Source organism: Diplocloster agilis (assembly GCF_019042275.1).
GTDB lineage: Bacteria > Bacillota > Clostridia > Lachnospirales > Lachnospiraceae > Diplocloster > Diplocloster agilis.
In genome coordinates, this window is sequence record NZ_JAHQCW010000025.1 from 56,394 (window position 1) to 70,006 (window position 13,613).

At 51.1% G+C, this 13,613-nt stretch carries 11 protein-coding genes and 1 riboswitch; of the genes, 9 read left to right on the forward strand and 2 right to left on the reverse strand.

Going from position 1 to position 13,613, the window contains the following annotated elements; genetic code table 11:
• Positions 1–3: 3 nt before the first annotated feature.
• Genes KTH89_RS14790 through KTH89_RS14800 form a run of 3 tightly spaced genes read left to right on the forward strand, consistent with a single transcriptional unit; the run spans position 4 to position 3,725 of the window.
• Positions 4–1,227, forward strand: a complete 1,224-nt coding sequence (locus tag KTH89_RS14790) for a homoserine dehydrogenase (protein ID WP_158346304.1) — start codon at positions 4–6, stop codon at positions 1,225–1,227.
• Between the two features lie 46 nt (positions 1,228–1,273).
• Positions 1,274–2,479, forward strand: a complete 1,206-nt coding sequence (locus KTH89_RS14795; protein WP_238722223.1) for a cofactor-independent phosphoglycerate mutase — start codon at positions 1,274–1,276, stop codon at positions 2,477–2,479.
• 37 nt (positions 2,480–2,516) lie between these two features.
• Positions 2,517–3,725, forward strand: a complete 1,209-nt coding sequence (locus KTH89_RS14800; protein ID WP_158346308.1) for an aspartate kinase — start codon at positions 2,517–2,519, stop codon at positions 3,723–3,725.
• A 296-nt stretch (positions 3,726–4,021) separates the two neighbouring features.
• On the opposite strand, the gene KTH89_RS14805 is transcribed toward KTH89_RS14800, so the two are convergent.
• The gene (locus tag KTH89_RS14805) at positions 4,022–4,807 is read right to left on the reverse strand and encodes a DUF975 family protein (protein ID WP_238722224.1); all 786 of its coding nucleotides are present in this window, start codon (positions 4,805–4,807) and stop codon (positions 4,022–4,024) included.
• Between the two features lie 57 nt (positions 4,808–4,864).
• Entirely contained in the window at positions 4,865–5,335 is a 471-nt protein-coding gene (locus KTH89_RS14810) for a hypothetical protein (RefSeq protein WP_158346312.1), read from the reverse strand.
• A 143-nt stretch (positions 5,336–5,478) separates the two neighbouring features.
• Between KTH89_RS14810 and KTH89_RS14815 the strand changes: the two genes are divergently transcribed.
• From KTH89_RS14815 to KTH89_RS14840, 6 genes are all read left to right on the forward strand, one after another.
• Positions 5,479–7,623 (forward strand): Tex family protein, encoded by a 2,145-nt coding sequence (locus KTH89_RS14815; RefSeq protein WP_238722225.1) that lies wholly within the window; start codon positions 5,479–5,481, stop codon positions 7,621–7,623.
• Between the two features lie 554 nt (positions 7,624–8,177).
• A riboswitch (FMN riboswitch) is annotated at positions 8,178–8,338 on the forward strand.
• A 257-nt stretch (positions 8,339–8,595) separates the two neighbouring features.
• Entirely contained in the window at positions 8,596–9,222 is a 627-nt protein-coding gene (locus KTH89_RS14820; RefSeq protein WP_238722226.1) for an ECF transporter S component, read from the forward strand.
• A 94-nt stretch (positions 9,223–9,316) separates the two neighbouring features.
• The gene (locus tag KTH89_RS14825; RefSeq protein WP_238722227.1) at positions 9,317–9,787 is read left to right on the forward strand and encodes an acyl-CoA thioesterase; all 471 of its coding nucleotides are present in this window, start codon (positions 9,317–9,319) and stop codon (positions 9,785–9,787) included.
• Between the two features lie 184 nt (positions 9,788–9,971).
• On the forward strand, positions 9,972–10,691 hold the full coding sequence (locus KTH89_RS14830) for an ABC transporter ATP-binding protein (protein ID WP_158348440.1): 720 nt from the start codon (positions 9,972–9,974) through the stop codon (positions 10,689–10,691).
• Complete coding sequence (locus KTH89_RS14835; RefSeq protein WP_238722228.1) at positions 10,675–12,252, forward strand: efflux RND transporter periplasmic adaptor subunit; 1,578 nt, start codon at positions 10,675–10,677, stop codon at positions 12,250–12,252. Before KTH89_RS14830 ends, KTH89_RS14835 begins: the two co-directional genes overlap by 17 nt.
• 19 nt (positions 12,253–12,271) lie before the next feature.
• The gene (locus KTH89_RS14840) at positions 12,272–13,498 is read left to right on the forward strand and encodes an ABC transporter permease (protein ID WP_238722229.1); all 1,227 of its coding nucleotides are present in this window, start codon (positions 12,272–12,274) and stop codon (positions 13,496–13,498) included.
• Positions 13,499–13,613 lie beyond the last annotated feature (115 nt).

Sequence of the window (13,613 nt, forward strand, 5' to 3'; positions counted from 1 at the left end):
GAGATGATTAAAATCGCGGTATTGGGATACGGAACGGTAGGGTCCGGAGTTGTGGAAGTATTAGATACAAATCAGAGCAGCATCGATCAGAAGGCCGGCCAGGAGATCCGGGTGAAGTATGTTCTGGATCTGAGGGATTTCCCGGGAGATCCGGTGGAACCGGTTTTGGTGCATGATTTTGAGACGATTGTAAATGATCCGGAGGTTAAAATCGTCGTGGAGGCAATGGGCGGTGTGGAACCGGCTTATACATTCTCCAAACGCTGCCTTCTGGCGGGAAAAAGCGTTTGCACCTCCAACAAGGAGCTGGTTGCGAAGCACGGAGCCGAGCTGCTGGCGATTGCCAAGGAAAAGAATATCAACTATCTGTTTGAAGCCAGCGTAGGCGGCGGAATACCAATTATCCGGCCTTTAAATTCATCTCTGACAGCGGATGAATTCGACGAGATTACCGGTATACTGAACGGTACGACGAATTATATCATGACCAAGATGTCGGAAGAGGGACTGGAATTTGATACGGTTTTGAAGGAAGCGCAGGACCGCGGTTACGCGGAGCGCAATCCTGAGGCGGATGTGGAAGGCTATGATGCCTGCCGGAAAATTGCGATTTTAACATCGCTGGCCGCGGGACAGCAGGTGGATTATCAGGATATCTATACGGAAGGAATCACGAAGATCACGGTACATGACATCGCCTATGCGAAGCAGATGGGAATGGCCATTAAGCTTCTGGCGACCAGCCGGAAGGAGAATGGGCGGTTTTATTCGATGGTTGCCCCTTTTCTGTTAAATGAAGATCATCCGCTCTACAGCGTGAGCGGCGTATTTAACGCTATTTTCCTGCACGGGAATGTGTTAGGAGACGTGATGTTCTATGGCAGCGGAGCCGGCAAACTGCCGACCGCCAGCGCAGTGGTTTCGGATGTGATCGACGCGGCGAAGCACCAGAACCGGAACATCATGGTATCCTGGAGCAGCCAGAAGCTGGAGCTGGGTGACATCGCGGAATCCAGAAGTAAGTTCTTTGTGCGGATTTCCGGAAACGCGGACACGGATTTGGGGAAAATAAAAGAAGTGTTCGGGGATGTGAAGCTTGTACAGGTTCCCGAATACAAGGATGAGTTCGGATTCGTCACAGGGCTGATGAGCGAGGCGGATTATGAGGAAAAAGCGGCGAAAGTGCCTGGCATATTGAAAAGAATCCGTGTGGAAGAGCGTATTTAAACACTAATTTTAATGAGACGCAAAAAATGCGGCACTGGAGGATAGTATGAAGTATGTTGTAGTGTTGGGGGACGGTATGGCAGACCGTCCCATAGAGGAACTGGGAGGCATGACGCCTCTGGAATATGCGAAGACGCCGGTAATGGATGCGCTTGCGGCTGTTTCTGAGATCGGCCTGGTGCAGACCATACCGGAGGGGATGAAGCCCGGAAGCGACACGGCCAATCTGGCGGTACTGGGCTATAATCCCAGAGATTACTATACCGGCCGTTCCCCGCTGGAAGCGCTGAGTATCGGAGTGGACATGAAACCCACCGACATCGCCATGCGCTGTAATATCGTCACCCTGACGGAGGATGACGCGCCTTATGAGGACAAAGTGATTCTGGATCACAGCTCAGGAGAGATCAGCACCCAGGAAGCGGCGCAGCTTCTGGAAGCGGTGCGGGCGGAACTGGAGACCGCTATGTATAAGTTTTACGTGGGAACCAGCTACCGGCATCTGCTGATCTGGGACCGGGGACAGGTGATCGATCTGGCGCAGCCCCATGATGTGCTGGGGCAGAAGATCGGGAAATATCTTCCGACGGATCCGGTTCTGAAAGATATGATGAAGAGAAGCTACGACATACTGGTCAATCATCCGGTAAATCAGGCGCGAAAGGAAAAGGGCTTGAACCCAGCCAATTCCCTGTGGTTCTGGGGAGCCGGAACCCGGCCGGCCCTGTCCTCCTTTGAAGAGAAAAATCATAAAAAAGGAGCCATGATTTCCGCGGTAGACCTGCTGAAAGGGATCGCTGTAGGCGCCGGCATGAAAAATATTATCGTGGAAGGCGCGGACGGCACATTACATACCAACTACGAAGGCAAAGCCCAGGCGGCGGCCGATGTGCTTTTAAAAGAGGGTTACGATTTTGTCTACGTTCATGTGGAGGCTCCCGATGAGATGGGGCACCAGGGAAGTGTGGAGCGTAAAGTGCAGTCCATCGAATACCTGGACGGCCGCGTCATAGGACCGTTAAAGGAGAAGCTAAGCGCGTCCGGAGAGCCCTATCGCATGCTGATTATGCCGGACCACCCCACCCCGATCTGTGTCAGGACGCACACATCGGATCCGGTTCCCTACCTGCTGTATGACAGCGGCGCTCCCGGCTCCTATAGCTGGAAATACAATGAGCGGGAAGCCAAGATGAGCGGGAATCGTGTGGACAAAGGCTATCAGATGATAGATTATCTGTTTTCCGGACAGTAGAATATACGCCGTGAATCGTGCGGCATAGGAGGTAAATATGCTGATTGTTAAGAAATTTGGCGGCTCATCAGTGGCTGATAAAGAGAGAATCATGAACGTGGCGAAACGATGCATTGAGGATTATAAACGCGGTCACGATATTGTGGTGGTGCTCTCTGCTATGGGAAAAACCACGGACCAGTTGCTGGCGAAAGCTTATGACATCAACCCCCTTGCATCTAAGCGGGAATTGGATATGCTGCTGACTACCGGTGAGCAGACCAGTGTGGCGCTGATGGCTATGGCTATGGACTATCTGGGAGTACCTGCCGTCTCCCTAAATGCATTCCAGGTAGCCATGCACACGACGTCCAAATACGGGAATTCAAGATTGAAAAGAATCGACTCCGAGCGGATCCGGCACGAGCTGGACAGCAGAAAAATCGTTATCATCACCGGCTTTCAGGGAGTCAATAAATATGATGATTTAACGACGCTGGGCCGGGGAGGCTCCGATACCACGGCGGTAGCCCTGGCGGCTGCGCTTCGTGCGGACGCCTGCGAGATCTATACAGACGTGGAAGGCGTCTACACCGCTGATCCAAGAGTTGTGCCCAATGCCAGGAAATTAAAGGAAATCACCTACGATGAAATGCTGGAGATGGCTACGCTGGGAGCAAAAGTGCTCCACAACCGCTCTGTGGAAATGGCAAAGAAGTATGGAGTGCCGTTAGTCGTGCGTTCAAGTTTAAATACCGCTGAAGGAACAGTTGTGAAGGAGGAAGTTAAAGTGGAAGGAATGTTATTAAGCGGAGTCGCCGCTGATAAAAATACGGCCAGAATATCCGTGATCGGATTAAAAGACGAACCGGGCATCGCGTTCAAATTGTTCAATGTGCTGGCGCGTAAAAACATTAATGTAGATATTATCCTGCAGTCTGTCGGCCGGGACGGGACCAAGGATATCTCCTTCACCGTGGACCGTACGGATTTAAGGGAAGCGCTGGATACTCTGGAAGAGAACAAGAGCAGGATCACCGCCCAAAAGATTACGTTTGAAGATAATGTGGCGAAGGTATCTGTGATCGGAGCCGGCATGATGTCGAATCCGGGTGTGGCTGCCAAGATGTTCGAAGCCCTGTACAACGCGGGGGTTAATATTAAGATGATATCAACCTCAGAGATCAGGGTAACGGTTCTCATCAATGAGAGTGAAGCAGAAAAAGCCATGGTGGCCGTGCATGATTATTTTGGACTGGAAGATTAAAGAATGAAAAAAGACCGGACAGACGCTGCACAGATCCAGTGTTCTTCCTCGGGATTGGGTATGCCCGCTGATTAAGGGCCGGGGAGTGTGGCGGTGTACCGGGATGCTCCCGGCAGCCGGATTCTTTTGTGTCTCCCCGTGAGCGCGGAGGGCTTGCGCTAAGGGGAATCGAAAAGCCGGGTTCAGGAACCGAGCCTATTCACCAGGAACACGTGATGTGTTCCCGGTTCAGAGGCTCTTGCCCGTCGGACGTGAAGTCCGCCGGGCATCCTGAACCCGGCTTTCTGATTCCCCGATCAATACATATATTGCTGTGGTTCCGGCTGGACATCTATAACCGGCTCAGCAGGACGGTCTAGTTCACCGGTAATATCCAGGTAGAAATACACCTGGGTGGCGGATAAGTAAGCGCTGACCCAGAGCATGCCGATCCCAAAGGACAGCGCGCCTAAAAGCATCCAGCCGATGAAACTTAAATTAATATAGAAAAACCGTCCTTTATTCCCCCGCATAAGCTGGGCGCTTTCTTTCATAGACTGAATCACACCCTTTGTCGGATCATCCAGCAGGATATAATAGGGCTGGGAGAACATCAGCATCAGGATATAATCGAACACTACGCCGGCGATCAGCAGCACAATGGCTATAAATGCCATTAGAAGTTCAGAACCGGTCCGTGTGAAAATCCCGACAAACAAGACCACGTAACCGGGAACCAGGCACAGGAAAGTTATTAAAAAAAGAAGCAAAGAGACCAGAATAAATTTGTCCGGGTGGTGCTTAAAGGCAAACATCAGATTACCGATATCCGCTTTGCGGCCCCGGCACAGATTCATATAATAATAGGTGAGCCCGGCGCTGAAAACAGAAATCAACAGCGACAGAATGATCACCAGAACAAAATACAGGATATATGGGGCGGGGGACATCGGGTAGCGGTAAATGCCGGTGGCAAATTCGCAGAGGAACATCACTGCGGAGGAGATTACGCTTACGATGATAGACAGAGCGATACACATTCCGTAGTTACCAAGCAGCCTGTCTTTTGCCATTTGTTTCAATTGGGCGGAAGTTCGTTTCATAATGATATACACTCCAATTTCTATAAGATTTCATAAATATGGTCCGGTGCGGCAGGTTCAGACATCCTTCGGGCTGTTTACATCCAGGCCGTTAAAATCAAACTGCCCTTCGTAGTCAAAATCGTTGTAGTAACCGCCGTAAGGAAGGGTATCGTAGTATTGTTTATACATACTCTCAAATTCTGAGGAGCTGAAGATCACGATCAGATAAATGAGGAAAATGACAAATCCCATAACCATACTGATGATACCTGTAATCATACCAACCAGCGCCTGAGAGCTTCTGGGCTCCGAAGAACGCCTGGACAATAGACTTAGGATCAGAGCAAGTGAACCCAGCATAAGCCCGCCCAGTCCGCCGCAGCATAGTCCGGCGATCGACAGGATACCGATTACCATGGAGGCGGTAGCCATTCCGTTGGGCCGCGGCTGCTGGTAATTGGGATTATAGGGCGGAGGAGTCTTCGGCCCATAGGGATCCTGCTGGTAAGGATTATAGTTCGAGTTCGGATCGTTATTATATTCCATAAAGGTTTTCTCTCCTTTTAGCATTATTATGGATACTGCCCCTATTGTAACACCTGGATCACCGAAAAACAATTCTTTCTTGAATCGCAGTTTTGGATGATTTATAATTAGTGTTTAGATAACTGTTTACAAAGGAGCATTTTATGAATATTAATGAGGTACTGGCAAAAGAATTAGGGGTGCGGATCGAGCAGGTGGACGCCGCCGTGAAACTGTTGGACGAGGGCAATACGATTCCGTTTATTTCCCGTTACCGGAAAGAAGCGACCGGATCTTTAAATGACGAGGTGCTTCGTAACTTGGGAGAGCGGCTGACTTACCTTCGAAATCTGGAGGAAAAGAAGCAGCAGGTGCTGACCAGCATTGAAGAGCAGGGGAAGCTTACAGAGGAACTAAGAGCCCAGATTCTGGCCGCCCAGACTTTGGTTGTGGTTGATGATCTCTACCGGCCTTACCGGCCAAAACGCCGCACGCGGGCAACGATCGCAAAAGAAAAAGGATTGGAAGGCCTGGCCGCGGTGATTCAGCTGCAATTGACGGACAAGCCGGTGGAAGAGGAAGCTGCGAATTACCTTTCCGCGGAGAAGGAAGTCAACACGGTAGAAGAAGCCATTGCCGGTGCGAAAGACATTCTGGCGGAGCTGATTTCGGACGAGGCCGATTACCGCAGTTACATCCGGAAAGCCACGGTGCAGTCCGGCAGACTGGTGTCCAAGGCTAAGGATGAGAAGGCTCAGTCTGTCTATGAGATGTACTATGACTTCGAAGAACCGGTCGCCAAAGCCGTGGGCCACCGGATTCTGGCGCTGAACCGCGGAGAAAAAGAAAAATTCCTGACCGTTAAAATAGAGGCTCCCACAGAGCAGATCCTTCGGTATCTGGAAAAACAGGTGATTACCAGGGACAACCCCTACACAACGCCTGTGCTAAGAAAAGTGGCGGCAGACAGCTACGAGCGTCTGATTGCGCCCGCCATCGAGCGGGAAATCCGCAGCGACCTGACGGAGAAGGCCGAAGACGGAGCCATCCGGGTGTTCGGCAAAAACCTAGAGCAGCTGCTCATGCAGCCCCCGATCGTGAACCAGGTGGTGCTTGGCTGGGACCCCGCATTCCGGACCGGCTGCAAGCTGGCGGTGGTGGACGCCACCGGTAAGGTGCTGGACACCACGGTCATCTATCCTACGGCGCCTCAGAACAAAGTCGAGGAATCTAAGAAAATCTTAAAGAAACTGATTGAAAAATATCATATTACCCTGATTTCCGTTGGGAACGGAACCGCGTCCAGAGAATCCGAGATGATTATCGTGGAGCTATTAAAAGAGATCCCCCAGCGGGTACAGTATGTGATCGTAAACGAAGCCGGAGCCTCCGTCTACTCAGCAAGCAAGCTGGCCACGGAAGAGTTCCCCAACTTCGACGTGGGACAAAGAAGCGCCGCTTCCATCGCCAGGAGGCTGCAGGACCCCTTAGCCGAGCTGGTCAAGATCGATCCCAAATCCATTGGCGTAGGCCAGTACCAGCATGATATGAACCAGAAAAAGCTGGGCGAACAGTTAAACGGCGTAGTGGAAGACGTGGTAAATAAAGTGGGAGTGGATCTTAACACCGCCTCCGCCTCCCTGCTGGGCTATATCTCCGGCATCTCCAAAACCATCGCCCAGAACATCGTGGCCTACCGCGAGGAAAACGGCAGGTTCAAGGAACGAAAAGGCCTGCTCAAGGTAGCCAAGCTTGGTCCCAAAGCTTATGAGCAGTGCGCCGGTTTCTTAAGAATCATGGACGGCGGCAATCCCCTCGATGCCACCAGCGTGCACCCCGAGAGCTACGCAGCCACAAAGAAGCTGCTGGACAAGTTAGGCTATACCATGGAAGATATCAAAGAACGCCGGCTCGGCGGCATTACCGGTCAGGTCCGGGATTATAAGAAACTGTCCCGGGAACTGGAAATCGGTGAGATCACCCTGCGGGATATCGTAAAGGAACTGGAAAAGCCGGCCCGCGACCCCAGAGAGGAGATGCCAAAGCCGATCCTGCGCACGGACGTGCTGGAAATGAAAGACCTGACCGAGGGAATGGTGCTCAAAGGCACGGTCCGCAACGTCATCGACTTCGGAGTGTTCGTTGATATCGGTGTCCATCAGGACGGCCTGGTGCACATTTCCCAGCTGACGAATAAGAAGTTTGTGAAGCATCCGCTGGAAGTAGTCAGCGTCGGCGACATAGTAGAGGTAAAGGTTATGAGCGTGGATCTGGCGAAAAAGAGAATTCAGCTGACGATGATCCTATAGATCATCCGCTGTGGATTGTCGCACTCACTTAGCGTTCTTCCCGGAGGCTTCGTATGTCCTCTGCTTACGCCTTGGAACCGCGGGCGGTATACGGGGACGCTCCGGGTGACCGGGTTCTTTTGTATCTCCCTGGGAGCGCGGAGGGCTAACGCTGGAATCCGCTAAGTGAAATCGGAAAGCCGGGTTCAGGAACCGAGCCTATTCACCAGGAACACGTGATGTGTTCCCGGTTCAGAGGCTCTTGCCCGTCGGACGTGAAGTCCGCCGTGCATCCTGAATCCGGCTTTCCGATTTCACTAAGCGTATTCACAGCCGCCCTATGCGCCCCCAGGGAGATACAAAAGAACCCGGTCACCCGGGGCGTCCCCGTATACCGCCCGCGGTTCCAAGGCGTAAGCAGAGGACATACGAAGCCTCCAGGAAGAACGCTAAGTGAGTGCGACAGCCTCCTGTGGCTTATTCCCTATAGCCTGACGGAAAAATGCCGGAAAATGCCGGACATAAATCTTGACAAGCGCCTCAGACCGCAGTATGATAACAATGAACTGCATAAGGAGATTCTTCGGGGCAGGGTGACTTCCGTGAATGGAAGAATTCCCGACCGGCGGTAAAGTCCGCGACCCGCCGCAAGGCGGCTGATCTGGTGAGCGCCGTTTCATTAAGAAACGCGTCAATTCCGGAACCGACAGTAAAGTCTGGATGAAAGAAGAAAGATACGGTAACCATTGCTGATTCCGTTTCTGAGACAGTAAGATTCCGTACATAAGTCTAATAACAATGCCCTGAATATCACATTCAGGGCTATTTTTTTCGGGTATTATATATATTTGGGAAAGACATCATAACGGCGTCATAACGACATCCCATTAAGGCATCCCATTAAGAATGATCCCTATTTAAAAATACGTAAACCACCAGGAAAATCCTTATAAACACCAATCCACATTTTATATTGATAAGGAGAATGCAAACATGAGCACAAACGTAGGAGTCGTCAAAAAAAGTAAAGTCAATGTCCGCACCATCGTCCAGATCGGCATGCTGTCCGCCATCGCCACGGTATTAATGCTGTTTGAAATCCCATTACCCTTCCTGGCGCCCAGTTTCTATGAGCTGGATTTCAGCGAGGTTCCGGTCCTCATCGGTTGTTTCGCCATGGGTCCTGTGGCCGGAATCCTCATTGAACTGGTCAAGATCCTGTTAAATCTGGTTATCAACGGTACGATAACAGCCGGGGTCGGCGAGGCCGCCAACTTCCTGATCGGCTGCGCCTTCATCCTGCCCGCAGGCATGATCTACAAACGCCGCAAATCCAGGAAAACCGCGATCATCGGAATGGCGGCAGGCACTGTAACCATGACGATCCTGGGCTGTTTTCTCAATGCCTACGTCCTGCTTCCCGCGTATGCTTCCGCATTTGGATGGCCTTTAGACTCCATTATTGAGATGGGATCTGCGATCAATCCGGTTGTGAAAAGCCTGCCCGCCTTTGTAATCCTGATGGTAGCCCCCTTTAATATTCTGAAAGGAGTCGTGGTCTCCCTGATCACCTTCCTTCTATACAAATATATCAGCCCTATCCTTCACAGGGGACGCTGAACCGGGAAGGCGCTCTTGATTTCCACCGAATTACATGTTTACAAGCCTGCCCGGCAAGTCTATAATCAAAAGATAGAAAGCGAGGGCTGACACCATGATTACGAGGAGAGTAGATGATTCCAAGACAGAACAGGCATATGTATTACTGCCCAAACATATCAATGGTTATGGAAGGCTGTTCGGCGGAATGCTCATGCAGTGGATCGATGAGATGGCGGGAATCGTAGCCAGAAGGCACTGCGGAATGGAGATCACCACCGCGGCCATCGATCATTTGACATTCAAACACGCTGCGTATAAAAACCAGACGATTGTATTAATAGGAAAAGTCACTTATGTAGGGCGGACCTCCATGGAGATCCGGGTAGATACTTATGTGGAAGCGCTGAACGGCACGAGGCGTCTGATCAACACCGCTTATGTGGTGATGGTAGCCATCGACGAGCAGGGAAAAGCGCAGGAGGTACCAGGACTCAGACTGGAAACGGAAATGGACAGAATTGAGTGGGAAAGTGGAAAACGCAGATATGAGCTGCGCAGATTACGCCATCAGGAAGGGTTCTGATGGCGTTTCCTATGGAATAAAAAGCAATCCTGCGTATTCTTTAGAAAAACTTTTGAATTTCTTAAACTGAAAATAAAGAAACCGCTGGTATACTCACAGATGGAAAAAATATGTTGACAAAATAAAGAGTTCGTATTATTGTATTAATCAAGTAATACAAAAACTAGAAAGAAGTGAAGGGAACATGGATATGCTCATTCAAGTGCAGGATCTTAGCAAGATCTATAATCCGGGCGAAAATGAAGTGCGCGCTCTGGACCATGTCAGCCTGGAGATTGATCGGGGAGAATTTGTGGCGATTATCGGACACTCCGGTTCCGGTAAATCAACCTTGATGAATATGCTGGGATGTCTGGATGTACCGACATCCGGTCAATATTATCTGAACGGCCAGGATGTTTCGGTCTTGACGGATAATGAATTGTCGGATATCCGGAACCGCGAGATTGGTTTTATTTTCCAGGGTTTTAATCTGATCGCTAATCTGACTGCCATTGAAAATGTGGAGCTGCCTTTGATATACCGGGGAATCGGAAAGAGACAGCGGCATGAACTGGCGGTGGAAGCATTGAACCTGGTAGGTTTGTCCCATCGTATGGATCACAAGCCGTCCCAGATGTCCGGCGGGCAGCAGCAAAGAGTGGCCATCGCCCGGGCCGTGGCAGCGAAGCCTCCGGTGATACTGGCCGACGAACCGACCGGTAATCTGGATTCCAAGTCCAGCGCCGACATTTTAAAAATGTTAAAGGAACTGCACCGGACGGGAAGAACAGTGATTTTGATTACACATGATAATGACATTGCCGCGCAGGTAAAACGGGTGATCCGGATCAAAGACGGTTATGTCGAAGCTGATTATTTTAACAAGAGTGAGGAGTGTGTGGAAAATGAAAAAGCAGAATAGAGCAGAAGGGACGCCTGCACAAATGACGGCGCCGGCAGCGCCGATGGCACCTAAGCCCCGCAAAAAGCACAAACATCTGGTGCGGATTCTGATCGCGCTGGGAATAGTTCTGGCGTTACTCGTGTTGTTTGTGGTTCCGAAATTATTTCAGAAGCCTGTTTATCCGTCGGTAAATGTAGCGGCGGCCATTAAAGGAAATGTCCAGACATCACTGGATACCAGCGGAATCGTTAAGAGCGAGGAAGTAAAAACCTATTTTTCGCCGGTCAACGCAACCATCCAGGAGCTGAATGTAAGAGAAGGAGATCCCGTGTCGGAGGGCGACAAACTGGTCGTATTCGATCTGACGGATCTGGAAGATAAAAATAAAGAGGCGGAGCTTCAGCAGGCGGCCAGCCAGTACGGGTATCAGGATTCCGTGCAGAAGAGCCGGGAAGGCAGCGCCGACTTAAACGATGCGAAAGCAAATCTGGATACGCTGGATCAGCAGATCCGGGAAAAGAAAGATGAGATTACCCGTATTCAGGATGCGATGAATGCGGATGCCATAGAATTCCAGCAGGAACTGGAAGATTGGAAAAATGAACAGCAGCAGGAGGCTCAGAGCACACCGGTTCCGACCGCTACACCGGACCCCGCGGATCCAAATGCGACACCGGTTCCGACTCCCGTGCCTACACAGTCTCCGGCCAGCGAGATGCCTACATACACCGCTGACGCGAAATTGCAGGCACGCCTGGAGAGCGCGAATTCCGAGCTGGCGGAACTGCAGGCGAAAAAATCCGAGTATGAGGCGAAGAAATCTTCCGCCGAGGCTTCCATTTTGACCGGAAACGCGGCGTCTCAGTTAAAAGCGAATAATGAATTGACCAAGCTAAGCGGTCTGAGCGTGGAAGAACTGCTGGAAAAAGGACGCGAAGGAATCTCTGCGGATTTCTCCGGCGTGGTAACCAAGGTCAGCGCGCAGCAGGGCGGACCGACCACACAGGGCGGCGAGCTGTTCACCATATCCAGCAACAAGGATGTGGTTCTGGAAATCAATGTGTCTAAATACGATCTGGAAAAAATCGCGGTAGGCCAGAAAGCGGTCATCACCATGGTGGGAAAAGAATACACCGGTGAGGTGACCAGAATCAACCGGATGGCTTCCGTCAACGAAAAGGGAACCCCGGTCGTGGCAGCGGAAGTGAAATTTGACAATCCGGATGAAAATATCTATCTGGGCGTAGAGGCCAAGGTGTCCGTTCAGGGCGACAGCGCGGAAAATGTTGTGCTGGTACCCGCGGAGGCGATCAACACAGGAACAGACGGAACTTTCTGCTACGTGGTAGTGGATGGGAAGATAGCCAAGAGAATGGTGACCACCGGCATTTCTTCGGATGAATATATCGAGGTAAAAGAAGGAATCAACGAGGGAGATCAGGTCATCACCAGCGTTACGGTCAATATGCAGGAAGGTATGCAGGTAAATCCGGTGGATGAGAACGCAGGAGCGGCAGGCGCAGCCGGAGCGGGGACAGACGCGGCTCAGGCTGATGCGGCAGGAGCCGTACAGGAGTAGCAGGAAGGAGCAGTAACATATGGCACAACTATTAGAATATCTCAAGATGGCCATAGATAATATCCGGTCCAATAAGGGACGTTCCTTTCTGACCATGCTGGGAATCATTATCGGTATCGCCTCGGTTATCGCGATCATGTCGATCGGTACCGGTGTGAAAAGCCAGTTCAGCGATGAACTGAACGCCATCGCCGGAGGCCAGGTATATATCTATGTAAATGAGAACGCCGAGGGCGGCAGCAGTTATATTACCCAGGAAGATATCGACGCGATCAAAAGCAAGATCGAACATGTAAAAGGGGTAACCCCTTCAGAAGGGTTCTACGGCAGCGTACTGACCGGAAAAGGAAATTTCGACTTGCAGATTACGTCAGGAACCCCTGATTATCAATATGTTATGAATCAGGATATTGCCCGGGGACATTATTTTACCCAGGAAGACTTTGAAGACGGCAGGCTGGTAGGCGTCATCAGTCAGACAGACGCGATCGCCATGTTTGGAACGGACGATGTCATCGGCATGACCATGGAAGTTACGCTCTGGAATATTACAAAAGAAGTAACTATCGTAGGCGTCAAAAAGGTGGAAAACGGAACGTTCGTGAGTTACACCTATGACGGAATGCCCATGAGCATAGAGATGCCGTACACGGCCATGTCGGCCTTTGACTATTATCCGGAGGATAACGGGTTCTACAGTATTTACATCGTAACAGAAGGTAATAAGTATTCCGGGGCTGTGGCCGATGAAGCCATGCGGATGCTGGAGGCCAGACATCAGAACGCTGGAACCGGCGCTTATATGATGCAGGACTTTAACGACCAGATGTCACAGATCAACAGTATGCTGGATATGATTACTACCTTTATCGCTCTGGTGGCGGCCATATCCCTGCTGGTAGGCGGTATCGGCGTTATGAATATCATGCTGGTTTCCGTAACCGAGCGTACCAGGGAGATCGGTATCCGGAAAGCGCTGGGCGCCAGAACGGGATCGATTATGCTTCAGTTCCTGGCCGAATCTTCGATTATCACCGTCATCGGCGGTATTATCGGAATCCTGGTTGGAGTAGGCGGGGCGGCGCTGATCGGAATGCTTTCCGGCGGTACGATTGCTCCGAAGACCAGCTTTGGTACCATTCTTGTGGCTACTCTGTTCTCTACCGCGGTGGGATTGTTCTTTGGAATTTATCCGGCCAGGAAAGCGGCGAAGTTGAGCCCGATTGAGGCTTTGCGTAGGGAATAGGGGGAGGTTTTCCCAAAAGTATGGAGGGAGCCGGCTGTTCTGGGGGCGGGCTGCAGGCGGAGAAGGACTCTGCCGGCGGTCCCCCCGGATAGGTGCGGGAGAGTATCCGCCGGTT

Coding starts and splice junctions, on each gene's coding strand:
- KTH89_RS14830 (WP_158348440.1), top strand. CDS start 9,972: ATGGATATGCTCATTCAAGTGCAGGATCTTAGCAAGATCTATAATCCG.
- KTH89_RS14810 (WP_158346312.1), bottom strand. CDS start 5,335: ATGGAATATAATAACGATCCGAACTCGAACTATAATCCTTACCAGCAG.
- KTH89_RS14795 (WP_238722223.1), top strand. CDS start 1,274: ATGAAGTATGTTGTAGTGTTGGGGGACGGTATGGCAGACCGTCCCATA.
- KTH89_RS14820 (WP_238722226.1), top strand. CDS start 8,596: ATGAGCACAAACGTAGGAGTCGTCAAAAAAAGTAAAGTCAATGTCCGC.
- KTH89_RS14825 (WP_238722227.1), top strand. CDS start 9,317: ATGATTACGAGGAGAGTAGATGATTCCAAGACAGAACAGGCATATGTA.
- KTH89_RS14805 (WP_238722224.1), bottom strand. CDS start 4,807: ATGAAACGAACTTCCGCCCAATTGAAACAAATGGCAAAAGACAGGCTG.
- KTH89_RS14800 (WP_158346308.1), top strand. CDS start 2,517: ATGCTGATTGTTAAGAAATTTGGCGGCTCATCAGTGGCTGATAAAGAG.
- KTH89_RS14835 (WP_238722228.1), top strand. CDS start 10,675: ATGAAAAAGCAGAATAGAGCAGAAGGGACGCCTGCACAAATGACGGCG.
- KTH89_RS14815 (WP_238722225.1), top strand. CDS start 5,479: ATGAATATTAATGAGGTACTGGCAAAAGAATTAGGGGTGCGGATCGAG.
- KTH89_RS14840 (WP_238722229.1), top strand. CDS start 12,272: ATGGCACAACTATTAGAATATCTCAAGATGGCCATAGATAATATCCGG.
- KTH89_RS14790 (WP_158346304.1), top strand. CDS start 4: ATGATTAAAATCGCGGTATTGGGATACGGAACGGTAGGGTCCGGAGTT.